Genomic DNA, 24415 nt, shown 5'->3' with positions numbered 1-24415 from the left:
CCCCTCAGGTGGCTAAAAGCGGTGCGCCAACAGGCCGTAAGGAAGCCGGCCTGCGAGCCTGGTCGGCCAGTTCGGTCGAATTTCGCTGCAGGATCAGCGGCAGCAGTCCGCCAACGCGCAGGATCTCGCATTCCAGATTGGTCTCCACCGCTGCGATAGCCGTGAAGCGGTCGATCTCGGCGCCGTCCCGCAGGATGCGAACGGCGATCGCGGCACGCGGCGCGAGCGCTTCGACGGTCGCGTCGATCTCGAGCCTGTCGTCCGGCCTCAGCCCAAGCGCTTGCGGCCCGTGGCCCGCAGGAAGGCGCAGCGGCAGAATGCCCATGCCGATCAGATTGGAGCGATGAATGCGCTCGAAGCTCAGCGCCAGCACGGCGCGCGCGCCGAGCAGGGCGACGCCTTTCGCAGCCCAATCGCGCGAGGACCCCATGCCGTAGCGTTCGCCGGCCAGGATGACCACGGAACGTCCGTCCTGCGCATAGCGGTCCGCCGCCAGACGAAGCGGCAGGCGCTCGCCCGAGCTCGCAAGGATCGTGTGCCCGGGCGGAAGGTCGGGACCGAGCTGGTTGCGCACGCTCTTGTTGGTGAAGAGCCCGCGCAGCATCACCTCCCAATTGCCGCGGCGCGAGGCGAAGACATTGAGATCTTGTGAATCCTCGCCGCGTGCGACGAGATAGCGGGCCGCCTCGCTGTTCGCTCCGATCGCGCCCGCCGGGGAGATGTGGTCCGTTGTGATGTCGTCGCCAAGCACGAGCAGCGGCGTTGCCGTAAAGTGACCGAGACGCGTGCCATGGCCGAAATTCGCAAAGGGCGGACGGCGAATGTAGGTGGAAGCGTCGTCCCAGGGAAACAGCGCGGTGCCGGGCGCCTCGAAGGCGGCCCAGTCGGCGCTCGCTTCCGCGACGTCATAGGCGCTGCCGACATCGCTGGCCTCATGGGCGCGGGCCAGAGCCGCGTCGATCTCGGGACCGGCCGGCCAGAGATCAGGAAGGCGCACCTCCGCACCGGCGCTGTCGCGTCCGATCGGATCTTGCAGGATGTTGCGGCTGACGTCACCGGCCAGTGCGAAGGCAATGACGAGCGGAGGCGAAGCGAGAAAGGCAAGCTCGATCTGCGAATGCACGCGGCCGGGAAAGTTGCGGTTGCCCGACAGCACGGCTACGGGCGTCACCTGCTTGGCAGCGACCGCGCTTGCCATGGCCGGCGCCAGTGGTCCCGAATTGCCGATACAAGTCGTGCAGCCATAGCCCACGATGCCGAAGCCCAGCGCTTCGAGATCGTCGAGCAGGCCGGCGCGCTTCAAATAGCGCTCGGCCGTCGGCGAGCCCGGCGCGAGCGAGGTCTTGACCCAGGAAGGCGGCTTGAGTCCACGCTGGCGCGCCTTGCGCGCGAGGAGGCCCGCGGCGACCAGAAGACGTGCATCGGACGTGTTGGTGCAGCTCGTGATCGCGGCGATCGCAACCGCGCCGTCGGCGGGCGGGCTCCCGCGACCCGTGTCTGCGGCTGAAGCGGCGCGTTCGAGGCCGAGCGTCTCGGCTGTCCTGCCGGCCGCGATACGGTCCTGCGGGCGGCGAGGGCCGGCGAGGCTTACCTCGACCTCATCGAGGCTGATGGTGATCGTCTCGGTGTAGCGGGGCTCGGCGGCCGGATCGAACCAGAGCTGCTGGCGGCGCGCATAGGCGTCGACCAACGCGAGCTGCTCGCGCGACCGGCCGGTCTGGCCGAGATAGTCGAGCGTCCGGCCGTCGATCGGGAAGTAGCCGGAATTGCCGCCAAACTCTGGTGTCATGTTGGCGATGACGGACCGGTCTCCGGCCGAGAGCGCGGCGACACCAGGTCCGAAGAACTCGACGAAGCGATCGACGAGATCGATCCGGCGCAGGCGTTCGGTGACGGTCAGCGCGAGATCGGTGGCCAGCACGCCCTCGCGCAAGCGGCCCGTCAGGCGGACGCCGACCACCTCGGGAACCCGCATCGTCACGGGCATGCCGAACATCACGCTTTCGGCCTCGAGCCCGCCCACGCCCCAGGCGAGCACGCCGATGCCGTTGATCATGGGCGTGTGGCTGTCGGTGCCGATCAGCGTGTCGGGCACGGCCCAGAGCTGGCCGTCGCGAGCCGTGGTCGCCACGACGCTCGCGAGACGTTCGAGGTTCAGCGTGTGCATGATGCCGGTGCCCGGCGGATGCACGCGCACGCCGTCGAGCGCCTGGCTTGCCCATTTCATGAAGCGATAACGCTCGCCATTGCGCTTGAGCTCGTGCGCCATGTTCAGCCTCATCGCATCCGGACGCGCGAACACGTCGACGCCGAGGGAATGATCGGTCGAGACGTCGACGGGAAGGACCGGATTGAGGCGGTTGGGGTCGCCGCCAGCCTCGGCAAGCGAGGCGCGCAGTCCCGCGATATCGACCAGCGCGGGGCCGCAGGTGGTGTCGTGCATGAGAACGCGCGAGGGCTGGAATGCGATCTCGCGGTCGCTGCGCCCATCGGCGAGCCAGCCGAGGATGGCGGCGGCCGATTCATCCCGCCCGTCGCCGCCGTTGCGCAGCACGTTCTCGAGCAGGATGCGCAGGATCATGGGCAGGCGCGGAAGGCTCTCGCCCGCCACGGACGTGATGTCGGCGATGCTGTAGGTCTGCGATCCGCTGACGAGGGTTGCGAAGGCGGTCATCGTTTCATCCTGGCTGCGACGTCAAGCATGTTGCTCGGCTGGCCGCGTCTTCGCCTCGTCCGCATTCTCCATCCTGGCAAACCAGGTCATCAGGAACGACACGAACAGCAATCCGCTGAGGAACAGGAGCCCGCCATAGGTGCTGCCGGTCCAGTCCTTGATGGCGCCGATGGCATAGGGACCGGCGAAGCCACCGAGATTGCCGATCGAGTTGATCGCCGCGATCGACACCGCAGCCGTCGAGCGCGTTAGGAACAGGCCGGGCAAGGACCAGAACGGCGACTTGAAGGCGTAGATGCCCGCGAGCGACAGCGAGATCAGCGTCATGGCGATGGCAGGCTGGACCACGAAGCCGGTGAGCCCGAGCGCGACCGCGCCCCAGAGTAGCGGGATCGCCGAATGCTTCTGCCGCTCGCCGGTGCGATCGGAGTTGCGCGACCACAGTACCATGACCACGGTGGCGAAGGCGTAGGGCAGCATGGCGATCAGCCCGACCTCGAAATTCGTCAGCGACGACGACAGGCCCTTGATGATCTGCGGCATCCACAATCCGATGCCGAGATTGCCGACCTGGTAGATGAAATAGATCATCGACAGGAACAGCACTTTCGGATTGGTGATGGCGGCGATGATTCCGAGATGCTGTACGTTGCGCCGGCCGGCCTGGTCCTTGCGCAGCTCGTCCGTCAGCCAGTCGCGCTCCTGCGGCGTGAGCCATTTCGCCTGCTCGGGGCGATCGGTCATGATGAAATAATTCAGGATGCCGGCGACGATGGCGGGACCGCCCTCGAGCAGCAGCATCCAGCGCCAGCCGCTCAGGCCGAAGCCCCCGACGTGGTCCATGATCCAGGTGCTCAGGGGCGCGCCGATCAGGTAGGACACTGGAATGGCGGCGGTGAACAGGGCTACCGTCGTGGCCTGCTCCTTGGCGCGAAACCAGTAAGTCAGATAGATGATGATGCCGGGGAAGAAGCCTGCTTCGGCGACGCCGAGCAGGAAGCGCAGGATGTAGAGCTGCGTCGCGCTCTGCACGAAAGCGGTTGCGGTCGCGACGATGCCCCAGCTGATCAGGATGCGCGAGATCCAGATGCGGGCGCCGTATTTGTTGAGCGCGACGTTGCTCGGCACTTCGAACAGGAAATAGCCGATGAAGAAAATGCCGGCGGCGAAGCCGAAGGCTTCGCTCGACAGCGCGAGCTCCTTGTTCATCTGCAGCGCCGCATAGCCGATATTGGCGCGATCGAGATAGGAAATGACGTAGAGGCCGAAGCAATAGGGCACGATGCGCCAAAGCACTTTGCGCATGGTGGATTGCTCGACGGTCGCTGTGCTGGCGGACATTGGCGCGCTCCCGTTGGGGGCTTGTCTGACAACGCCGACCTTCCCCTGCAGGCGGGCGCCTTGCAGGCAGTTATGCATTTTATATTATAAAATGCAATACTGTCAGAATCAGACCTTGGAGACCTTGATCAGGCCGGCGCCCTCGATGTGAACGCGGAGGAAGTCGGATGCCTCCTGCCGCAGGCCTTTTTCCAGCAAAGTCAGGATGTTGATATGCTCGCGGCACTGGATCGGCAGGCGGCTGCGGTCCACCGTGATGCGGTACTCCACCAGCCGGCGCAGCCGGTTCACGCGCTTGACCGCGTCGAGGAAGAACGGATTGCGCGCGCAGCCGACCAGCATCTCGTGGAACTCGGCATTGGCAGCGAAGACCTCCGAGCGCGACGCGCGCTTGTAGGCGCCATCGAGCAGCCATTGCTGCTGCTCGCGAGCGGCTGCAAAGGCTGGCTGATCGATCTCGAAGCTCGGGAGCAGCAAGGCTTGTGGCTCGAGGGCGACGCGCAGTTGATAGCCCTGCTGGTAGCTCTCGCGCGAGGTGAGGAGCGGGCCGAACGCCCAGCCGTTGCCGGGCAGGCGCTCGATCCAGCCCTCATCGGCGATTTTCGTGAGAATCTTCAGAAGGCGCGTGCGCGAGAGGCCATAACGGCGCATCAGCTCGTTCTCGCTGACCTTGTCCGGAAGTTTGCCTGCGAGGCGATCCTCGGCGATCGCGAAATACCATTCATCCTCGCGTTCGGGCTCGGTGTCCTCTGCATCGGGCAGATCGGGAAGCTCGCCGGCGCCCTTGACCAGGAAGAAGCCGCGATTGGGTTCGGAGCGCACCACGTTCATGTCTTCGAGGATCTGGAGCGCTGCATTGATCGGTGCGCGCGACACCCGCAACGCATCCGCGAGCGTCTGGCTCGGCAGGTGCTGTTCGGCCTGCAAGCCGTTGGCGCGGATGTAATCGAGAATCCGTGCTGTCATCTGGGTCGCGAGATTGGGGCGTGGCATTGGCGACTCGGGCTGATCCTGACTGGCGAGATGTCGCCCAACGGAGGGCGCGGCACAAGCGGTCGCAGAACTCCTCCTTGCGCCTTCCGGAGAATTGTGTTTTAAAAAATAAAAAGCAATGTGGGGAGAGGCATGACGCCTGGATATTCTGTTGTGCGCGACGCCACGTCTGTCGGCACCGATCGGGCGGGTCTCACGCGGCGCGGCTTCGCGCAGCTCATCGCCGCCGGCGCCGTGACCTCCGCATTGCCTGCCGCATCTGCGCAACCGCCGGGAGCCCACAAGGAGAACACCATGGTCGAAGGCTCTCGCTCATTCGTCTATGTCGGCGCGCGGACCACAAAGGAGCGCAATGCCCGCGGCGACGGGCTCAACGTCTATGCGATGGACAATGCGACCGGGGCCTGGAGCCACGTTCAGCTGCTCGGCGACCTCGTCAATCCTTCGTTCCTCGCCTTCGACAGGACACGTCGGTTTCTCTACACGGTGCACGGCGATCTCAGTGATATCACCGCGATGGCAATCGACCCTGCGAACGGCAAGCTCAGTGTGATCAATCGCCAGAGCACCGAGGGGAAGAACCCCGTCCATCTCGCGATCGATCCGGAAAACCGGTTCGTGGTGGTGGCCAATCACATTACCTCCACCCTTGCGCTGTTGCCGCGCCGGGACGACGGTTCGCTCGGCGCGGTGATCGATCTGGTCAAGCTGGAAGGAAAGATCGGGCCGCACCGGGTGGAGCAGCCGTTCGCCAAGCCGCATCAGGTCGAGTTCGATCCGTCGGGGGCATTCATCGTCGTGCCGGACAAGGGGCTCGATCTGGTTTTCACCTATCGGATCGATGCGGCGAGCGGAAAGCTCGTGCAGGCGGCCAAACCGGTCCCGGCGCGCGAGGGCGCCGGCCCGCGCCACGTCGCCTTTCATCCGGGCGGGCGCCTCGCTTATGTCGTCAACGAGTTGGACTCGACCGTCACGACTTACCGTTTCGATCCCGCAACGGGCGCGCTTGCTCCGTTCCAGATCGTCTCTGCGGTACCGGATGCCTTCACGGGCAACAGCCGTGCCGCCGAGATCGCCGTGTCGGCGGATGGGCGTTTCGTCTATGCCTCGAACCGTGGCGACGACAGCATCGCGACCTTTGCCGTCGATGCGTCCAGCGGACGATTGAGTGCCGTTGATTGGACCGCGAGTGGCGGCAAGACCCCGCGCTTCTTCACACTCAATCCTTCAGGCAGATTCCTGTTCGCGGCGAACGAAGACAGCGATACGGCTGTGCTCTTCAGCCGCAATCCGGACACCGGCCGGATCGCCAGGACGGAGCAGGCCGTGACGGTCGGAAGTCCCGTCTGCATTCTCATCAGGCCGTCCGCCTAGGAACGAGCTCCTTCGGAAGGCTGGCGTCACTCCGCCGTCACTCCGCCGCCTTGGCGATCCGGCCGAACATCCGCGTTGGGGCCGGGAAGCCGCAGGAGGTGCCGTCGGTGACCTTGACCTGATCTTCCCAGGGCAGGCGAAAGGTGCCGGCGACCATGTCCTGCATGAAGGTGTAGGGGCAATCCATCGCGCCGCCCTTCACCGCGACATAGCCGCGGTGCCAGAGCTGGTAGATGTTGTTCTCGACGCCCCAGTTGGTGCGGGCCTCGCGCACGAGGTCCGGGCGAACCTCGGCGGTGATGATCTCGTCGGCGCGGCCGGTGGTGCCGTGCGCCAGGACGGTGCCGTCGAAATTGACGATCATGCCTTCGCCCATGGAATCGAACGACCCATCCGAGCCGCACATGCAGACATTCGCCGTGACCATCAGGTTCTGAAACGAATTGGCCTGGTTGGTGAAGCGCCAGGCGTCGCGGATCGGCGCGGTGTAGCCGGCGGTGCGGATCATGATCTCGGCGCCCTTGTAGGCGCATTCCCGCGCCATCTCCGGGAACATGCCGTCATGGCAGATGATCAGCGCGATCTTGGCGCCCTTCGGTCCCTCGATCACGGGAATGCCGACATCGCCGGGCTCCCATGGCTCGACCGGAATCCAGGGATGGAGTTTTCGGTAATAGAGCTTGATCTCGCCGTGGTCGTCGATGATCAGGCCGGAATTGTAGGGATTGCCTTGAGGGTTGAACTCCATGATGGAGAAGCAGCCCCAGATCTTGTTGTCGACACAGGCCTTCTTGAAAGCCGCGACCTCCGGGCCATCAAGCCGGCACATGATCTCCGGATTGGTGTCCATCGAGAGGCCGTGCAGCGCGTATTCGGGGAAGACCACCAGATCCATGGTGGAGAGATTGCGGCGCGCCTTGCCGACCATCCAGACGATGCGTTCGGTTTGCCTTGCCAGATCGGCCGGGGTCACGATATTGGGCAGCTGAAGCTGGACAAGTCCGACGACCACGCCGTTGGGAGATTTGTTAAGCCCACCGAGTCCGTTCATGATCAGCTCCCTTGCCCGTCCGGCGCTGCGTCGTTGCGCGCCGGATCTTGTCGCAGGAAGCAAATCCGATTTCGGTGCAGAGCTAAAGATTATTTTTCAGGCGACGGCGCAGTTTCGCGGCAGCAGGCGAGCTCGTCACGCGACGAGATCGAGCAATCGGCACGATCCACGCACCAGCACCTTGCGTCCCGCGGGGGTGATCGCAGGCACGCCGTCATTCATGACGACGAGGCCGAGCTTGACCAGGCTTTCGCTGAGATAGGCCTTCGAGAGGCGACCGTTCGACACCGGATTGCGAAGCGCCTTCAGCGCTTCCCACTGGTCATGTGAAAGATCGAAGTCGAAATCGTTGCTCATGTTGCCTCAGCCGATAGTCCGGTTCGCGTGCCTCTGTTAGCGGCGCCGCATGAAGACCGTGCGACGACAATGAGTCGGGAATCCGGTCGGCTGTTTAGAACGCCTCTTCACAAATTGCCGCACTTCGTTGCGCCACAAGAGTTAAGATCGTTTGCGCACGAATATCGTCCCGAGCTGCGATCACTAATTGATGATCCGCACTTGATGTTGCGCTGCGACTGCCGCGGTGCACGGGAAGCATCGCTGTCCCATTCTGCGTCGCGATATGCACAGAAATCATGAGACGAGGAGCTTCGGACTCAGCTACGTTGATTCGCGGGGAATGGCTTCACAACGAAGGAGTGGAGTGCATGAACAGGCTGGTGGAAATTCGCAGTCAGGAATCCCTGTGTCGTGAGCGCGCTGCGCTCGATTCAGAACGCCGGGTGTTCTGGCTCGCGCAGGCCCAGGAGTGGGAGCAGCGTGCGCTCGACGAAATCGCCTACCACTTTCGGGAGTGCAATCGCTTCCAGGCCGAGTTGACTGCCGCCTGACGCCGCAGGGCGCGACCGCCGCCTATTGATATGTCGCCACGATGTCGGACACCGCGCGCTCGAGTTGCTGCGCGGTGGCACACTGGCGCACGACACTGCAGAAGGTCGCGTAGCGCGGCATCTCGGAATCGCCAAAGCCCCAGGCGAGCCGTCCTTCCGGATTGAGCCAGACCAGCCGCTTCGAGCGCTCGGAGATGCGGCGCAGGATGTCGGCGCGCGGATCGAGATTGTTGCTGCGGGCATCGCCGAGCACGATCACCGTGGTTTGCGGCGTCAGCGTGCTCATGAATTCCTTCTCGAAATCGACCAGCGACGAGCCATAGTCGGACGAGCCGAAACCCACCTTGGACATGATCTCGGCCATCGCCTCTTCCGGCGATTTCGCTTCAAGGATCTCGCTGACCTCGATCAGATGCGAGGAGAAGGCAAAGGAGCGGACGTCGTCGACCACCTCGTGCAGGGAGTGGATGAGCAGCAGGAAGAAGCCGGACACCTGCGCGACCGAGCCCGAAACGTCGCACAGGGCAACGATTTTCGGCCGGTCACGATGCTTGCGCTTCCACGCGGTGAGGAAGGGTACGCCGCCCCAGGCCGCATTGCGGCGCAGCGTGCGGCGGACGTCGAGATGGCCGCGGCGCTGGCGCTTGCGCGGCTTGGAGTAGCGCTCGCGCAGCCGGCGGGCGATCTGGCGAATGAGGGCGCGCATCTCGGCGACCTGGCGACGCTCGATGCGCGCCAGCGGCGCGTTGCGCAGGATGTCGTTGCGGAGGTTCTCGGCCTCCTCGCGGGCATAAAGCGCAAGCCCCTGCGAGACCGTGTCGCGCACCGCCTCGCGCAAGGCATCGAGCGCGCCGCGGAGACGCTCGGCCAGCGCCGGGTTGCTCGCGGTCAGCTCGTCGAGCTCGTCGCGCAGGCGCTGGAGGCCCATCGCATCGAGGATCCGGCTGGAGAAGATGCCGCGCTGGGTCGAGTAGCGGATGTCGGACAGGGACGCAGCACCAGCCGCGCTCGCGATCGCGGCCGCGATGGCATTGCGTTCCTGCGACAGCAGCATCTGAGCGAGCGGCCCGAGTTCCTGCTGCGGCGAACCGGCGCCGGCATCGCTGGCGGCGCTGGAAGAGGGCGATTGATCCGGATCCTGCGGGGCATCCTGGTCGGCGCCCTCGGGCTGCTCCTGCCGCGGCTCCGGCTGGCTGAAGAACAGATCGAAGCAGTCACCGAGCGCAAGTTTCTCGTCCTGCGATTTGGCGAGTGTCAGCAGCAGCGCGTCGCGCAGGATAGCCCGGTCGGAAAAGCCGACCTGCGACACCGCGCGCATCGCATCGATGCTTTCGGCAGGCGAGACGTGGACGCCCACACCGCGCGCCGCCCGAAAGAAACGATGAAGGTTCTCGCGCATCGGCGTCAACCGAAGACGTTGGACCGGGCTGCCTTGGCGATGAAGGTCGTCACCTGCGGCGTTGCCGCCTCGATGTCGGCCTCGTATTTCAGGAGCACGTTGAGGGTGTCCTTGACGATGTCGGTGTCGAGCTCGCTCGCCTGGAGCAGTACCAGGACGCGCGCCCAGTCGATGGTCTCGCTGACGGAGGGCAGCTTCTTCAGGTCCAGCGAGCGGATTTCGTGGATGAAGCCGACCATCTGCCGGCGCAGCGTCTGCGAAATGTTCGGCACGCGGCTTTCGACGATGCGCTCCTCGAGCCGCTGCTCGGGGAAGCCGATGTGCAGATGCAGGCAGCGCCGCTTCAGGGCATCGCCCAGGTCTCGCTCGCTGTTGGATGTGAGGATCACCGTCGGCGGTGTGATCGCGGAAACTGTGCCGAGCTCGGGGATGGTGACCTGGAAGTCGGACAGGATTTCCAGCAGCAGCGATTCGAATTCCGCGTCCGATTTGTCGATCTCGTCGATCAGCAGCACGCAGCCGCCCGGCTGCTCGAGCGCCTGGAGCAGCGGCCGCGGCTCGACGAATTCCTTGGAGAAGAACACGTCGCCGAAATCATGCAGCTGGTCGAGCGCGGCGTGCAGCGTCTGCGCGCCGCCGAGCACCTCGCCGAGCTTGTCCTTGAGGATCTGCGTGTAGAGCAGTTGCTTGGCGTATTTCCACTCGTAGAGCGCCTTGGCCTCGTCGAGACCCTCGTAGCACTGCAGGCGGATCATCTTCTTGCCGCGCCAGGCGGCGATCGCCTTGGCAAGCTCGGTCTTGCCGACACCCGCGGGACCTTCGACCAGGATCGGCTTCTCGATCTGCTGCGACAAATAGACGGCGGTCGCGATCTGCCGGCTCGCGATGTAGCCCTGCGCGGCGAGGCCGCTCTCCACTGCCTCGATCGACGTCGAGGCCTTCTGATCAGCCACGAAATGGCGCTCCCAAAGGTCTTGCTTTAAGGCTTGTTCTGCCTGCGTTCCCGGCAAAGAACAAGCCTCGTTTGGGAGACATCAGATCCGCGTGAGCGGCATTTTTTCCGTTCAGCGCAAATAGTTGAGCGGCTCGCAGGTCGCGTTCAGTGCCGCAGCAGCTCCGGCTTGCGGATCGTCTGCCGGACCTCGGCGCCGCAATCGGCGCATTCATAGACGAAGTCGATCTTGGCAAGGCTCCAATGCGGCTCGACCTCGCGCACATACATTGGCAGGAACCCCATGCACGTCGGGCAAATCACAGGCGCGATTTCGATGTCCTGATGATGCTGTACATAAGCTGGCATCACGGCTCTCCTTCGCAGGCGACCACCAAACCCCGCGCAGAAGCTACTACCGGTTGCTTCGGAGCCGTCATCAACTCTTTCGAACAGAGGCGGAACGGCGGTCGTTTGTCGTTCCCTGTGACATTCTTGATACGTCTCTGTACTGTAACGGGCGGACCAAATGCCTATTTCACAGGCCGATCCGGTTCTCGGACCTTCACTGCAACGATAAGGGAGCAACCCAATGACGCATGCCATTCGTTTTCACAAACCTGGTGGCCCTGAAGTCCTGGTCTGGGAAGAGGTCAGCGTCGGCAAACCCGGGCCGGGCGAGGCGCGCATCCGCCACACCGCGGTCGGCCTCAACTTCGTCGACATCTACAACCGGTCGGGCCTCTATCCGGCGCCGCTGCCGAGCGGGCTCGGCAGCGAGGCCGCCGGCGTCGTCGAGGAAGTCGGCGCAGGCGTCACCGATTTGAAGCCGGGCGATCGCGTCGCCTATGGCGCCTCGCCGCTGGGAGCTTACTCGGAGGCGCGGCTGATCCCTGCCGACCGTTTGCTGAAGCTGCCCGACGGCGTCGACGACAAGACCGCGGCGGCAATGATGCTGAAGGGACTGACCACGCAATACCTGATCCGGCAGACCTACCGGGTGAAGGCCGGTGACACCATCCTGCTTCATGCCGCGGCCGGCGGCGTCGGCCTGATCCTGAGTCAATGGGCCAAGCATCTCGGCGCGACCGTGATCGGCACCGTCAGCAACGACGAAAAGGCGAAGCTCGCCAAGGCGCATGGCTGCGACCATGTGATCATCTACACGAGGGAAGATTTCGTGAAGCGGGTCGACGAGATCACCGGCGGCAAGAAGGTGCCGGTGGTGTACGATTCCGTCGGCAAGGACACGTTCCTGAAATCGCTGGATTGCCTCGCGCCGCTCGGCGTCGCGGCGTTGTTCGGCCAGTCCTCGGGCGCGGTCGAGCCGCTCAATCTCGGCCTGCTGGCGCAGAAAGGCTCGCTCTACGTCACCCGGCCGACGCTGTTCACCTATGCCGCCAAGCGCGAGAGCCTGGTGGCGATGGCGGGCGAGCTGTTCGACGTCGTCAAGTCCGGTGCGGTGAAGATCGAGGTGCACCAGACCTACCCGCTGAAGGACGCGGCCAAGGCGCATGCCGATCTCGCCGCGCGCAAGACGACGGGATCGACCGTTCTCCTGGTGTAATACTCGGCCGGACAACGATGCAGGCCCCCGCGGGCCTGCATCACGTCCGTTCGTGCTTGCGCAGGTCGCGGGCGTGATCGAGGCGGATGGCCTGAAGATCGATATCTTCGGACTCGATCTGGGGGAGTGCCGCCTCCGCCAGGATGGCCTCGGTCACGTCCTCGACCGAGTGCTCCGCGATCTCGTGGATGAACGAGACGTTCCGATATTCACCGGATGCGATGCGGGAGACGACCTCGCGTCTCGTGATTTCAGGATCGACGACTGCCTCGCGGCCGCGCCGCCCGTAGTCGATCATCACGACGAAATACTGCATCAAACGATCCTGCCGCGCCCGATCCGGGCACGGCAGAGTATTTCCGGAAAACAGAATAAAGTCAAGGACGATTTCCAAAAATCGGAAATCGTCTTGACTACTTGCCCTTCTTGCGGGGGCGCGCCGACTTCGCACGCAGCCGTTCGAGCTGTCCCTTGGGCATGGAGAGGCAGATTTCGCCGACCCACTCGAGCTTGACGCCGACGATCGGCTTGGCGTTGAAGCTGGTGAGATTGACGACGGACGGGGACTTGCCCCGCTCGATGGTCTTCAGATAGCGCTCGCCGGTCTTGAGGCGGACCACCGCCTCTTCGCCGTAGAAGCTCGACAGCGGATGGCGCTGGTCCTTGTAGACCACGATCACGTCGCCGCTTTCATATTTGGGCAGCATCGAATCGCCGACGATCTCGAAGGCGACGGTTTCTTCCATGATCGGGAAGGGCAGTGCGATGTCACCGAGACCTTCCGGCGGAACCTGCTCATAATCCGGTTCGATCACCGCGCCGGCGCCGACGCGGCCCATGATCGGTGCGAGGTTGAGCTCGAGATATTCCATGATCGGGATGATTTCCGAGGCCTTCACCAGACGCTCGCCGCCGAGGATCTCCGATACCGCGCCGGGCCGCACACCCATGGCTGCTGCCAGGCCGCCCTTGCTCTTGCCCGTTTTCTCCAGGCCCCGCTCGATCATAGCAACGTCCAACATGGTGATTCCCTCGATTGCCCATCGTGTCGCCTCTTGTAATCCGAAATTCGGAATTGATGCAATTATGAATATCAGAATTACGGCTTGACACTCGCTTCGGAATAACGGAATGTATGTCCCGCTTCCGGTCGCACGCACGATCGGCGGGGCACACATCACAGGACAGCATCATGGAACCGGGCCACTGGCCGTCGGAACACTCCGACGCGCTTCGCGACTATTTTCGCAAGGGGATGTCTTATGCGGAGATCGCGCGACAGATTAACGCAGGATTCGGAACGGCTTACACGCGCAGCGCGGTGATCGGCCGCGCCAAGCGGCTCGGGCTTGTCGTGCCGGAATGGATCACGAGCCCGTCGGTCGCGCCGTTTCTTCCCGGTGAGCCCTATCTGGTTTCGCCGCGCCGGGCGGTGCTGCCGAACCTGAACCTGCCGCCGAAGTCCGCAATGAAGCCTGCGGCGCAAGTGACGTTGCGCTGTGTCGGCGTTCAGCCGCGCCTGATCGAACTGGTCGCACTCGAGAAGGCCGACTGCCGCTATCCCTATGGCGGCGACAAGGACGGGGAGGCGATCGCCTTCTGCGGCCATCCATCTCAGCCGGGCTCGAGCTATTGCGCGCCGCATGCGCGTCTGACGCGCCGCTCCGGAGCGGCGTCCGCCCGCGTTGGGGCCCCCGTCGTGCTGCGGCTGGTCAGCGCGTCCTGAAAGCGCCGGCCGTCCGTTCAATCGTCAGTCTTGCAAGGAGCATCCGAGTGGCACGTGCCCGACGTAACAAATCCTACAAATTGATGCAGATCCACGACCGGCGGTCGCAGGAGGTGCCGTTCAATGCCGAGGTGGCGGAGGTGGAGGTCGACAATCCGCTTGCGCTCGATCAGGGCGAGAAGATCCTGGCGATCCGGTCGATCCGCAGCGACCCGCTCGGGCGGCTGCACGCGCACCACCAGATCGACGAAGCGCAATACCGCGGCGGGCGCGCCTTCCAGAACGATTGGGAGCGGGCGGAGCGGGGACCTCAGGCCGTGGATACGACCCGCGAATATGTCGATGGGACCGGCACGCGCGAGCCTGTCACCGAGAGCCAGCGACAGGCGGTGCTGCGGCTGAGCCGGGTCGAGCGCGAGCTCGGCACCGACGGCGCCGCGCTGGTGCACGACGTGCTGGTGCTGGGCCTGACCATGGACCAGATCGGGCAGCGTCGTGCCGTTCGGACGCAGCGCTGGAACGATTATTTCGGGCGCCGGTTTCGCGAATGCCTGGATCGGCTGGCGCTGATCTACGGCTTTGCGACCGAGGCGGGGGCACGGCGTACGGACCGGCGAAGATGACCGGGCGCGCCGGCGGGCCGACCGCCGCCGCGCCGTTCTCGTCCTTACGGATGAGGGACGATCTGGTAGGGCGTGGTGTAGGGCTCGACGCGCAGCGAGGCGTTGGCCAAAAGCCCGATCTTGGCGGTTGGCGCTTGCTGCAATTCGCCGTTCGGGCCGCGATGCACGTTGTATTGCCAGACGGTGAGGTCGCCCTTCTGCGCCAGCGCGTGAGCGACCGCGCTCGCATCGTTGCCGCCGAGCGCCTGAAGCTCTTCCGCCGACAGTCCGACGACGATTTCGTCCTTGATGGTGACGATCTTGAACAGGTTCATCTTGGTCTCCTGCGCCCATGCGCTTTGTATCGAGAGGGTGAAAAGCGCGACCGCGGCGCCCTTGATGAGATCGCAGCGAGAAAGCATGCCGTCGTCCTTTGGTGCTGACGCGCGCCCGAATCAATCCGTCATCAGCCATGGCGCCCGTGATCTGCGTGGCCGTTTCGCAACCGCTTGGTCGTTCGATCTTGAACAACGGTTCACGGGCGGAAATATCCGGGGGCCGGTGAACCTCGATGCGGAGAGGCGAGTCCAAGCCAGAGTCTCGTGGGGAATATGTCAGATGAAATCCGCCGGATTGGTTTGCCTTCTCGTGTCGGTTGCAGCCGCCGGCAGCGCTGCGGCCGCGGATCCCTTCTATATCGGCAGCTGGACCTTCACGGCCGCCGTGGTCGCGCCGTGGGCCGATCGGCAGCGCAAGCCTGACGATTCCGAGCGGTTGCGGCTGATGGGCAAGGCGGTGGTCTTCAAGGGGCGAGAGATCGCAGGGCCGCGCCCCTTTGCCTGCGCCAGGCCGCAATACAAGGTGACCGACTACGGTCCCGACATGATCTTCCAGGGGGCCTTCGACGAGATGCAACGTGCCGACAAGAAGGCCGATCCGAAGGCGCTTGCCGCCTCGCTCGGCTTCGCCGGCGTCCCGATCAAGACCCTGGAGACCGGATGCGAGATCGACGTTCACTTTGTCGACGATACAACCGCCGAGGTGGGACTCAACAATTACGTGTATACGCTGAAAAAGCGCTAGCCCGCTTCCGTCGATGCCCTTCACACTGGAAACAAGGCGAAATGCAGAGCTGATTGACAGCGATCAGGGCTCTGTGCGTGATTGATGCCGCTTCTTGACGCAGGTGGGTGACGGCGGCTCATATTCCTGTTATCCGGAATTGCGGTGGTGCGATGCAGATGAAGCATCGCTAAGCTGTTGGTTGGGCTTGCCGGAACGGTTGTTCCTTGGCATAATTGCAACCTGCTCGGTGAGCCCGTCCGTTCGAGCATGTGTTGAGCGTGCTAATGTGCAGGACCCGGGTCGAGCGTTCGTTCTCGGCATGGCGTCCGGTGATGTTAAGGCCGATGCTTGTCATAGGTGCGAGATGAAGAACCTCAATTTCGCGACTGAGCTGCACCTCAAGCTCGGCGCGCCTGCGAGTGGTACCGTCGAAAGCCTCCGCCTGCTCCGTGCTTTCCTGAAGCTCGCGCCCCGACAGCGTTTCGAGGTGATCAAGCTCGTCGAAGACCTCGCCACCGAGGAAGCCCTCCCGGAACATCCCCTGTCCTGAGCCTGGCGGCGCCTCTCGCGCCATTTTCGCCATTTTCCCGCCCAAGCCGGCGCCCCGGGGACGTTTGCCCCGGCGTTCGCTGCTGGAAGGCGGTCCGGCAAGTGTGGTATCCAGTCAGGAAAAAGGGAGGAGACCATGATCGAACCGAAGCTCGAAGTTCCGGCCGAACTGCGCGACCTGGCCGAGAAGACGATCGACCAGGCCGAAAAGGCATTCGGCATGTTTTTCGACGCAGCCACGAAATCGATGTCATCCGTTCCGGGCGCAGGGACGGACGTGTCGAAGCAGGCCCTCGCTTTCACCGAGCAGAACATGAAGTCGGCCTTCGAGCATGCACGCAAGCTCGTTCATGCCACCGATCTTCAGGAAGCGATGCGAATCCAGTCCGACTTCCTGCGCAGCCAGTTCACCAGCGCGGGGGACCACATGCGGCAAATGACCGGCAGCCTCATGCAACCGGGCAAGGGCAAGTCCTGATTGCTGGTCTGTGCGGTTCTTGCGTGCCTACAAATTGGTCTTGCACGGCATCTCGATCCGCATTTCGATGTTAACGCAGGTCCATGGTGGGCCACCGAATGATGTCTCATTCGCCGTCCACCATCCTTTCTGCTGATCCCTGTCGGTTCTCCGGCAGGGATTTGCATTTTGAGGCGGGTGTCACGTTCGGCGGGCGTTCCGACGCGCGATGAGATCGCGAGACATCACGGACGCAGCGATCCGATGTAGGCCGCGATGTCGCCGGCCTCGGTCCGGCTCAACGGAAAGTTCGGCATTTTCGGGTGCGGGTCGAGCAGGAAGAAGGCGAGCTTCTCCGGATTGAAGTCCGGCCGGCGTGCAACGGCCGCGAAGGAGGGGACGTCGGCGCTTGCCTGCGTCTGGCCGTTGGCCACCACATGGCAGCTTGCGCACCAGCGCTTGGCGAGATCGGCGCCGTGACTGGCGTCGGCGGCGAGCGCAGGCGACGAACTCGAGGTCACGGCCAGCAGCAGGCAGATCCGTCTCAAATGGAGGTGCATCGGGTAGGCCCTCATGCGCTCGCTCGCGGCCGCTCGGCTCATCCGCAGCACGATCCCGGGAATTGGGAGAGATCGATGCGGGCGATGATCGACCGGAGCATCCTTCGGGCGGACCGGTAGATATGCCGCGCGAAGCCCGGCATCCTCGTCGCGGGCAGGCGAAGATGTCTCGTATCAAGGCGCCTCGTATCGAGGGTTTCGGTGATGTGCGACACGTGCCTCTCCGGGATGGTGAGGCCCTGTCTATCGCGATCGGTTCGGAGTTGCCTTGATCTGCCGCAAAGGGCGGACCCCGGCTAGTAGTCGCCGGGGTTCATGATCATCGGGGTTTTGGTGTCGACCGGCGCGAGCGCGCTGCTGGCGCTGTCGCGCAGGAAGCGATCGAGCGTCGCCTGGATCTTCTCCTTGACCGCATCGGGGCCGCGATCGCTCATCTCGTTGTGCTGCGCACCGGTATGGACAATGTCGATGCCGAGTGCCTTTGCCTCTTCCGGGGTCGGCAGCACGCCCGAGTCGGTCTGGAAATGCGGATCCTTCGATCGGAACGACAGGATCTTCATGTTGTCGCTGAGGACGAAAGGTACCCGCAGATTGTCGAGCGTGATGACTTTCGACACCAGCTCCGGGTGCTGATGGGCGACATACATCGAGACGTCGCCGCCGTTGGAATGCCCAACGAGGGTGATGTGGTCGTAGTCCGCGTTCTCCTGCCGCCGCTTCAGCTCGCCCAGCGTAAACAGGATGTTGGCCTCGCAGCGGATGTAGACCTCGCGCCGGCCGACATATTGCTGGCCGACATCGGTCATCAGCGGCGGATCGCTCGGCAGGTCCTGCTGGAGGCTGGCAACGAGATAGCCGCGCGCGGCGAGCACGTTGGCGAGGAAGGAATATTCGGTGGCCTTGACGGTGTTGCCGTTGCTGATGATGGCGAGCGGGAGCTTCCAGAGACCGAGATTGGCCTTGGTCTCGTAATCGCGCCGCACCGCGATCTCGACCGAGATCGGCCGCTGGCGCGAGGCGTCGAACAGGGTCAAAGTCTCGTGGCGGATCGCGAACCGGCTGACGATGAAATATTCGCCGACCGCGAGGACGCAAAAGAACGCCAGAAATGCAAACACCCTCTTCATGATTCCGTCCCGATCACTTTTGACTGAAAATGGTCATAGGAAGCCCCCAAATCGACCGATCGTGAGCAGGTTACGGGATTAAATTTAGGCAAGTCTGTGAGCAAGGCCGCAAACGACATGCCCTGTTGCGGAGAGCAATGGGCTAGAGACAACCGCCCCTGCCGCGTTCGGGGCAGAGCCGGAACGCGCTCGAGAGCGTGAACAGGAAGCGGGGGCTGCGGCGCTCATTGTCCGGCGCCCGGTAGCTCAAGGGGACGGCCACGCCGAGATCGGCCTGGAGGTCGTCCCACAGGAAGAAGCGCACGCCGGCGCCGGCGGACGTCAGCGCCAAGCCATCGCTCAGCCGGTAACCGTCGTTCCAGACCGCGCCGGCGTCGCCGAAGGCGTAGAGCTGATAGCCGCTCCAGTAGCGAAAATTGAGCTTCTGGTCGAAGCGCAGCTCAAGCGAGCCGGCAAGACCATTGTCGCCGCTGATCTCGGCAGCGCCATAGCCCCGTCCGAACGCCGCGCCGCCGAGATAGAATTGCTGCGAGGTGAACAACGGCCGCGATGCCGTCTGGCTCGCCGCAGAGAGCTTGAGCGACAAGGCGTCGCTGATCGTCTGGTAGCGCGTGAACCAGAGGTTCAGCACCGAGAAGTTCGACGAGGCGCCGTCGCGCGACAGCAGATCGTCGTCGAAATGCGAGGCGCCGAAGACGTCAAGGCCCTGGCGAAAGGTCACCGTCGCGAAGTTGGTGCCCCCGAAGCGATCCTGCAGCCGGTAGTCGGCGGTCAGGCTCGCGGTCCTGATGTGGTCGTTGTACCAGGGGCCGTACAGATCGTGCTCCGACACGTTGCTGAAGGTCCCGGCCACGGTGAGCGTCAGCGCCGAGGATTGCGACATGAAGGGCACTGCGCTTGCGCGCACCTCGAATGCTTCGGTCGTGGTGATGTCGCTGTCGAGGCGGCGGGCGTCGCCGGGCCGGACCGCGCTGTACAGGACGGACGCGCCGAGCCGCACGCCGTCGACGCCGACCGGTGCGTCATAGGACAGCCGGGCAAAGCCGAGCTCGCGCGGATCGTTGGCAATGGTCGACAGGTTGACCGCAAGCGTATCGCCGCGTGTGAGATAGGAGTTGAATGCGCCGGTCGCGTAGGTCTGCCACGCGCCGACCGAGGATGAGCCGAGATTGTCGAGGCCAAACGACGAGAAGACGTGCCAGGTCTTCAGATAAACGACGAGGCGGAAACGGCCGGTCGTGCCGCCGATCTCCTCCAGCGCGGTGTCGGTGATGCGAACGCCCGGCCGGGCGTTGATGAGGAAAAGCTGCCGTTCGAGCGTTGCCAGCCGCGACGGCTGCTCGGCCAGGATCGGCGCGAGCATCGGCCTCACGCCGAACTGCTCGGCGCCGTCGCCTTTTAGCTCTGTCTGGACGATGGCGCCTTCGATCACCTGGATGCGGACGCGGCCGTCGGCGATGTCCTGCGGCGGCACAATGGCCCGGCTCAGATGGAAGCCGTCGGCGCGGTAGAGATCGCTGATCGCACCGGCGATCGCGGCAAGGTCCGCCTGCGAGACCTTCTTGCCGAGATAGGGTTGATAGACCGCGGCGATCCGATCGCGCGGGATGGCGTGAGCACCGGCGACATTGATGCCGCGCAGCACGAATTGGGGCTGGGTATCACCGCCGGTGTTGGGCTGTCCGACCGTCGGGAGCCTGACCGGAGGGCGGTTCAAGGTTTCCCGCTCGGTTTGGTTTTCAAAGTATTTTTCGGGCTGGCGGGGATCGAAACCCGGCTGGTTCGCCTGTTGTGCGAATGCTTGCGGGACTCCCGCAAAAGTCGATGCCAACAGCAGCAGCGTGGTAAGCGGATGCCGCTTCTCAATGCGCGCAGCGAACCCGTCTCCGTAGTTTGACGGAGGGCCTCCCAGGAAACGGTAAGTGTTCGTTAGCCACATGATTTTTCTTAGTTTTTTATGGTCAATGAATGGTTAATGCGGCGGTTCCATCGCGCGGTTCCCGCTAATTCTCTCTTGAGTGATTTCGGATACGCCTCAGGTCCTGACGTAACGCGGACTGAGGATCGGCATGCTCGGCAGACATGGACTACGGTGCGCCTTCGTGGCGGCGCTGACGCTGGGGATGGCCTCCGCTGCGTGGGCCGCCGACGACGGCGTCTGGTCGGTCAGCAAGGCCACCGGTGAGGTCTGGATCGCGGCCGACGGCGCGCAACAAGTCGCGCTGAATCAGGAAGAGACGCTCAAGCCCGGCAACACCATTCGCACCGGACGCAACGGCCGGGTGCTGCTCGTCCGCGGCGAGGAGACCATCCTGATCTCGCCCAATTCGGTGGTCGGCCTGCCGGCCGAGAAGAAGGACGGCCTCTCGACCACGATCATCCAGCAGGCGGGGTCGATCCTGCTCGAGGTCGAGAAGCGTAACGTCAAGCATTTCGAGGTCGAGACGCCCTATCTCGCCGCCGTGGTCAAGGGTACGCAGTTCAGCGTCACGGTGGGAGCCGGCAACACCAAGGTCGGCGTGATCCGCGGCCAGGTCGAGGTCTCCGATTTCAAGACCGGGCAGGTCGCACAGATCATGCCGGGACAATCGGCCACCGCCTTCGAGCACGGCAAGCCCGGCCTTAGCCTCGGCGGTACCGGGACCTTCAATCCGATCGAGCACGGCAAGCCGCGCGCCTCGACGATCGAGCGCATTCCGGTGCCGAAGTCCGGCCTGTCCGCGCCGCGCAACGCGGCGAACGGCCATGCGATCCATGCGCTCGGTCCGATCGACAAGGGCAACAAGCTCGCCGGTGCGCTCAAGCAAGCACCGCCGACGGGCGGAGCGCATGCGCCCAAGGCCGGCGTCGTGCGCATCTCGAGCTCGCTCGGCGAGGTCAAGCTGAATGTCCACAAGGTCACGCACGGGCTTGCCCACGGCGGCGTCGCAGCGGTGCGCGTGCGCAACGCGAACGCCAATGCCGGCACCGGTATCGGCACGGCCACGGTGTGGAGCGACGGCTCGTCGAACACCACCACAGCCTCCAACAGCTCCAACGTGACGGCGGTCGCCGCGAGCAGCAGCGCATCGACGGCCAGCGCCGCTTCGGCGTCGTCGAGTGCGACGACGACCGTTGCGACCACCGCCGGGTCGAGCAGCAATGTGTCCACCGGAACGTCCGGGACCGGAAGCAGCGGAACGGGTGCGACCGGCAACGGAAGCGGCGGCACCGGCAACAATGGCAACAGCGGCAACAATGGCCACAACGGAAACGGCAACAACGGCCACCATTACGGTTGGTACTGGGGCAGGGGCCACCATTAGGACCGTGCACTCGGCATAGGGGCGCACCCGGCGGCAGGTACCGCCGGTGCAGGGGAGCAAAAGTGAAACGCTATCGGCCGCATATTCTCGTCGCGATCGCGCTTGCGGTCGTGCTGTCCACCGGATGGCACGCCTCGCTTCGCAATGCGCTTACCGATCTGCGGTTCGCTTGGCAGTCGCGGGCGGCGAGCGGCAATGTCGTCGTCGTCGCCATCGACGCGCCCTCGATCGAGCAGATCGGCGTGTGGCCCTGGCCGCGCCGGCTCCACGCCGAACTGTTGCACAGGCTCGAGGCGTCGGGTGCGCAGGACGTCGCTTTCGACGTCGATTTCAGCACGCCGTCGGATCCGGCCTCCGACGAGGCCTTCGTGAAGGCACTTCGTGATGTCGGCGGCTCGACGATCCTGCCGTCCTTCAAGCAGGCGACGCCGAACGGCGGTGCGGTTCACGTCAATCGCCCGCTGAAGCCGTTCAGCAACCAGTCGTGGCCGGCCCTGGTCAATGTCGCGGTCGAATCCGACGGGCTTGTTCGTCGTTACCCGTTCGGTGAAAAATTCGGCGATGCCTTGATCCCATCGATGGCCGTCGTACTTGCCGGACAGGACGCCGGCCGGCGGCCGCCGTTCCTGATCGATTTCGGCATCCGCGCGGCGTCCATACCGCGCGTCTCCTATGTCGACGTGCTGCGCGGCGATACCGCGACCCTCGACAAGCTCCGGGACAAGAAGATCATTATCGGTGCCACGGCGCTCGAACTCGGCGACCGCTTCAGCGTTCCCAATAGCGGCATCATCTCGGGGCCTGTTCTCCAGGCGCTGGCGGCGGAATCGATCCTGCAAAACCGGACGCTGCGCTGGACCTCCGACATCGGCATGGTGCTGGGCCTCGCCGCAATCTGTCTGATGATGATGTATTCGTGGCGCCGCCTCGCGCCGGGACTTCGCGTTGCAATCCTTGTCGCGGCCGGCGCAGCCGTCGAACTGACCGCGGCTTTCGTCCAGGCAAGATGGCCCCTGGTCATCGACACCTCGCTGTTCCACATTGCGATCATCGCTTATCTGACCGCGATTGCGCTCGACGAGATCGATTTCCGCAGCCTGTTGGGACGCATCGCCGAGAGCCGCTTTCATCGCATCGCGATGTCGCTCGGCGATGGTCTCGTCTGCACCGACGCGGATCACCGCATCACGGTCTGGAATCCCGGCGCGAGCGCGATCTTCGGCTATATGCCGGCCGAGATCATCGGCCGCCCCTTCGAAACACTCTGTGCCGTGCCGGCGAACGGCGAGGCGCGGCCGTCCATGGGCGACGCCGCCCGCCAGGCGCTCCTCGTCCCGGGCGGGGCCGTCGTCGTCGAGTTCGAAGGCCGGCGCAAGAATGGCGAGGCCTTTCCCGTCGAGGCGAGCTTCTCCGGCTGGCAGGGAACCGATGGCTTCCAATACGGCGCAATCCTGCGCGACATCTCGGTGCGCAAGCGCGAGGCCGAGCGCGTCAGGTATCTGGCCGAACACGACGCACTGACGGGCCTTGCCAACCGCAACATGCTGCATGCCGGCCTCGCCAGTCTGATCGCCGCGGCGGAGCGCCGGTCTTCCGACGTCGCACTGCTCGTTCTGGGGCTCGATGGATTTCAGCAGATCAACGACATGCTTGGACATTCGGCCGGCGACCTCGTGCTGCGGGCCGTCGCCGAGCGTCTCCGCAACGAAGCTGATGGCAAGGCGATTGTCGCCCGGCTCAGCGGCGACGAATTCGCCCTCGCGCTCGACTGCGCGGAAGCAGGCGAGCCGATCGCGGAATTCGCCGAGCGTATTGCGCGCGGGTTCGAAGCGCCACTCGTCACCGGCACACGTCAGCATCGGGTCCGGATCAGCATCGGCGTTGCGCTCTATCCCGACGGCGGACAGAATGCCGACGATCTCCTGAGCAACGCCCATCTGGCGCTGAGCCGCGCAAAAGCAACGCGGCGGGGCAGCCACGTGATCTTCGAGAGTGCGATCCGGCAGGAGCTGGAAAACCGCCTGAGGCTGGAGAGCGAATTGGCGCTCGCCGCGGATCGCGGCGAGTTCGAGCTGTTCTACCAACCCCAGGTCCGTCTGGTCGACGGCAGCCTGGTCGGCGCCGAAGCGCTGATCCGTTGGCGCCATCCCGTGCGCGGCTATGTCTCGCCGGGCGAGTTCATGCCGGTGGTCAACACCTCGGCACTGTCAGAGCGGATCGCGGGCTGGGTGATGGAGACCGCCTGCCGGCAGGCGCGCGCCTGGGAATTGTCCGGTAACAGCGTGCGCGTCGCCATCAACCTTTCGCCGTCGCAACTCGATGACGGCGATCTCGCGCATTCGGTTGCGGCGCTGCTCGAAGCGACCGGATTGACACCGTCGCTGCTCGAGCTCGAGGTCACCGAAGACATCCTGCTGCATGACGAAGGCCGCGTGCTGGACATGTTCAAGCGGATCCAGCAGCTCGGCGTGCGCGTCCTGTTCGACGACTTCGGCACCGGCTATGCCAGCCTCAGCTATCTGAAGAAGTTTCCGCTCGACGGCCTCAAGATCGATCGGTCCTTCGTGCTCGATCTGCTCGCCGATTCCGACGACGCCGCGATCGTCGGCTCGACCATCGGCCTCAGCAAACAGCTCGGGCTCTCGGTCGTGGCCGAAGGCATCGAGAACCGGGCTACGGCCGATTTCCTCGTCAGCATGGGATGCGAAGAAGGGCAGGGATATTTCTTTGGGCGCCCGATGCCGGCGGAAGCATTCGACCGGCAGTTCCTGGCGACAAAGCAGGTCGCGGTCAGCGCCGCCTAG

24 protein-coding genes are annotated in these 24415 nt (G+C 64.3%); 10 read left to right on the top strand and 14 right to left on the bottom strand.

Annotated features, from left to right (window positions below):
- Positions 1-4: 4 nt before the first annotated feature.
- The 3 genes from acnA to JQ617_RS10530 all read right to left on the bottom strand — a co-directional run bounded on the left by acnA (position 5) and on the right by JQ617_RS10530 (position 5008).
- Positions 5-2674: an aconitate hydratase AcnA gene (gene acnA / locus JQ617_RS10540; RefSeq protein WP_212026264.1), complete on the bottom strand. Its 2670-nt coding sequence runs from the start codon at positions 2672-2674 to the stop codon at positions 5-7.
- A gap of 21 nt (positions 2675-2695) precedes the next feature.
- Positions 2696-4015 carry an MFS transporter gene (locus tag JQ617_RS10535; protein WP_212026263.1) on the bottom strand — a complete coding sequence of 440 codons (1320 nt, stop codon included), beginning with the start codon at positions 4013-4015 and terminating at the stop codon, positions 2696-2698.
- 108 nt (positions 4016-4123) lie between these two features.
- Positions 4124-5008 (bottom strand): GntR family transcriptional regulator, encoded by an 885-nt coding sequence (locus JQ617_RS10530; RefSeq protein WP_212026262.1) that lies wholly within the window; start codon positions 5006-5008, stop codon positions 4124-4126.
- A gap of 132 nt (positions 5009-5140) precedes the next feature.
- On the opposite strand from JQ617_RS10530, the gene JQ617_RS10525 reads away from it, so the two are divergent.
- On the top strand, positions 5141-6382 hold the full coding sequence (locus JQ617_RS10525; RefSeq protein WP_249156944.1) for a lactonase family protein: 1242 nt from the start codon (positions 5141-5143) through the stop codon (positions 6380-6382).
- Between the two features lie 37 nt (positions 6383-6419).
- On the opposite strand, the gene JQ617_RS10520 is transcribed toward JQ617_RS10525, so the two are convergent.
- Both JQ617_RS10520 and JQ617_RS10515 read right to left on the bottom strand, forming a co-directional pair.
- Positions 6420-7433, bottom strand: a complete 1014-nt coding sequence (locus JQ617_RS10520; protein ID WP_212026261.1) for a formamidase — start codon at positions 7431-7433, stop codon at positions 6420-6422.
- Between the two features lie 135 nt (positions 7434-7568).
- On the bottom strand, positions 7569-7790 hold the full coding sequence (locus JQ617_RS10515) for a hypothetical protein (RefSeq protein ID WP_063688379.1): 222 nt from the start codon (positions 7788-7790) through the stop codon (positions 7569-7571).
- Positions 7791-8140: 350 nt separating this feature from the next.
- Between JQ617_RS10515 and JQ617_RS10510 the strand changes: the two genes are divergently transcribed.
- Positions 8141-8323 (top strand): hypothetical protein, encoded by a 183-nt coding sequence (locus JQ617_RS10510; RefSeq protein ID WP_212026260.1) that lies wholly within the window; start codon positions 8141-8143, stop codon positions 8321-8323.
- A 22-nt stretch (positions 8324-8345) separates the two neighbouring features.
- On the opposite strand, the gene JQ617_RS10505 is transcribed toward JQ617_RS10510, so the two are convergent.
- From JQ617_RS10505 to JQ617_RS10495, 3 genes are all read right to left on the bottom strand, one after another.
- The gene (locus tag JQ617_RS10505) at positions 8346-9722 is read right to left on the bottom strand and encodes a vWA domain-containing protein (RefSeq protein ID WP_212026259.1); all 1377 of its coding nucleotides are present in this window, start codon (positions 9720-9722) and stop codon (positions 8346-8348) included.
- A gap of 5 nt (positions 9723-9727) precedes the next feature.
- The gene (locus tag JQ617_RS10500; protein WP_212026258.1) at positions 9728-10675 is read right to left on the bottom strand and encodes an AAA family ATPase; all 948 of its coding nucleotides are present in this window, start codon (positions 10673-10675) and stop codon (positions 9728-9730) included.
- 146 nt (positions 10676-10821) lie between these two features.
- On the bottom strand, positions 10822-11022 hold the full coding sequence (locus tag JQ617_RS10495) for a hypothetical protein (RefSeq protein WP_057749711.1): 201 nt from the start codon (positions 11020-11022) through the stop codon (positions 10822-10824).
- Between the two features lie 223 nt (positions 11023-11245).
- Between JQ617_RS10495 and JQ617_RS10490 the strand changes: the two genes are divergently transcribed.
- Positions 11246-12220 carry a quinone oxidoreductase family protein gene (locus JQ617_RS10490; protein WP_063688374.1) on the top strand — a complete coding sequence of 325 codons (975 nt, stop codon included), beginning with the start codon at positions 11246-11248 and terminating at the stop codon, positions 12218-12220.
- A gap of 40 nt (positions 12221-12260) precedes the next feature.
- Here the strand turns inward: JQ617_RS10490 and JQ617_RS10485 are convergent, their stop codons facing one another.
- Positions 12261-12536 carry a hypothetical protein gene (locus JQ617_RS10485; protein ID WP_212026257.1) on the bottom strand — a complete coding sequence of 92 codons (276 nt, stop codon included), beginning with the start codon at positions 12534-12536 and terminating at the stop codon, positions 12261-12263.
- A 97-nt stretch (positions 12537-12633) separates the two neighbouring features.
- Positions 12634-13242, bottom strand: coding sequence for a S24 family peptidase (locus JQ617_RS10480; RefSeq protein WP_041748162.1), 609 nt, complete (start codon positions 13240-13242; stop codon positions 12634-12636).
- A gap of 170 nt (positions 13243-13412) precedes the next feature.
- On the opposite strand from JQ617_RS10480, the gene JQ617_RS10475 reads away from it, so the two are divergent.
- Together JQ617_RS10475 and JQ617_RS10470 are read left to right on the top strand one after the other, a co-directional pair.
- On the top strand, positions 13413-13946 hold the full coding sequence (locus tag JQ617_RS10475; RefSeq protein ID WP_212026256.1) for a GcrA family cell cycle regulator: 534 nt from the start codon (positions 13413-13415) through the stop codon (positions 13944-13946).
- A gap of 47 nt (positions 13947-13993) precedes the next feature.
- Positions 13994-14569, top strand: coding sequence for a hypothetical protein (locus JQ617_RS10470; RefSeq protein ID WP_212026255.1), 576 nt, complete (start codon positions 13994-13996; stop codon positions 14567-14569).
- A 44-nt stretch (positions 14570-14613) separates the two neighbouring features.
- Here the strand turns inward: JQ617_RS10470 and JQ617_RS10465 are convergent, their stop codons facing one another.
- The gene (locus JQ617_RS10465) at positions 14614-14970 is read right to left on the bottom strand and encodes a hypothetical protein (RefSeq protein WP_212026254.1); all 357 of its coding nucleotides are present in this window, start codon (positions 14968-14970) and stop codon (positions 14614-14616) included.
- Here JQ617_RS10465 and JQ617_RS10460 point away from each other — a divergent pair.
- The 3 genes from JQ617_RS10460 (at position 14969) to JQ617_RS10450 (ending at position 16640) form a co-directional block, all read left to right on the top strand.
- Positions 14969-15631: a hypothetical protein gene (locus tag JQ617_RS10460; RefSeq protein WP_249156942.1), complete on the top strand. Its 663-nt coding sequence runs from the start codon at positions 14969-14971 to the stop codon at positions 15629-15631. The two genes, JQ617_RS10465 and JQ617_RS10460, sit on opposite strands and share 2 nt — an antisense overlap.
- A 346-nt stretch (positions 15632-15977) precedes the next feature.
- Positions 15978-16163, top strand: a complete 186-nt coding sequence (locus JQ617_RS10455; RefSeq protein ID WP_063688364.1) for a hypothetical protein — start codon at positions 15978-15980, stop codon at positions 16161-16163.
- 135 nt (positions 16164-16298) lie between these two features.
- Positions 16299-16640 (top strand): phasin, encoded by a 342-nt coding sequence (locus JQ617_RS10450; protein ID WP_063688362.1) that lies wholly within the window; start codon positions 16299-16301, stop codon positions 16638-16640.
- 224 nt (positions 16641-16864) lie between these two features.
- Here the strand turns inward: JQ617_RS10450 and JQ617_RS10445 are convergent, their stop codons facing one another.
- The 3 genes from JQ617_RS10445 to JQ617_RS10435 all read right to left on the bottom strand — a co-directional run bounded on the left by JQ617_RS10445 (position 16865) and on the right by JQ617_RS10435 (position 20245).
- Positions 16865-17179 carry a c-type cytochrome gene (locus JQ617_RS10445; RefSeq protein WP_212026800.1) on the bottom strand — a complete coding sequence of 105 codons (315 nt, stop codon included), beginning with the start codon at positions 17177-17179 and terminating at the stop codon, positions 16865-16867.
- A 296-nt stretch (positions 17180-17475) separates the two neighbouring features.
- Positions 17476-18306 carry an alpha/beta hydrolase gene (locus tag JQ617_RS10440; RefSeq protein ID WP_063688356.1) on the bottom strand — a complete coding sequence of 277 codons (831 nt, stop codon included), beginning with the start codon at positions 18304-18306 and terminating at the stop codon, positions 17476-17478.
- A gap of 142 nt (positions 18307-18448) precedes the next feature.
- Positions 18449-20245 carry a ShlB/FhaC/HecB family hemolysin secretion/activation protein gene (locus JQ617_RS10435; RefSeq protein WP_212026253.1) on the bottom strand — a complete coding sequence of 599 codons (1797 nt, stop codon included), beginning with the start codon at positions 20243-20245 and terminating at the stop codon, positions 18449-18451.
- A 130-nt stretch (positions 20246-20375) separates the two neighbouring features.
- Here JQ617_RS10435 and JQ617_RS10430 point away from each other — a divergent pair, with 130 nt between their 5' ends.
- Entirely contained in the window at positions 20376-21611 is a 1236-nt protein-coding gene (locus JQ617_RS10430; RefSeq protein WP_212026252.1) for a FecR family protein, read from the top strand.
- A gap of 62 nt (positions 21612-21673) precedes the next feature.
- Positions 21674-24415 carry an EAL domain-containing protein gene (locus tag JQ617_RS10425; RefSeq protein WP_212026251.1) on the top strand — a complete coding sequence of 914 codons (2742 nt, stop codon included), beginning with the start codon at positions 21674-21676 and terminating at the stop codon, positions 24413-24415.

Source organism: Bradyrhizobium sp. KB893862 SZCCT0404 (assembly GCF_018130885.1).
In the GTDB taxonomy this organism is placed as follows: domain Bacteria; phylum Pseudomonadota; class Alphaproteobacteria; order Rhizobiales; family Xanthobacteraceae; genus Bradyrhizobium; species Bradyrhizobium stylosanthis.
Note: the sequence above shows the minus strand (reverse complement) of the source record. Positions and strands in the feature narration are given on the sequence as shown.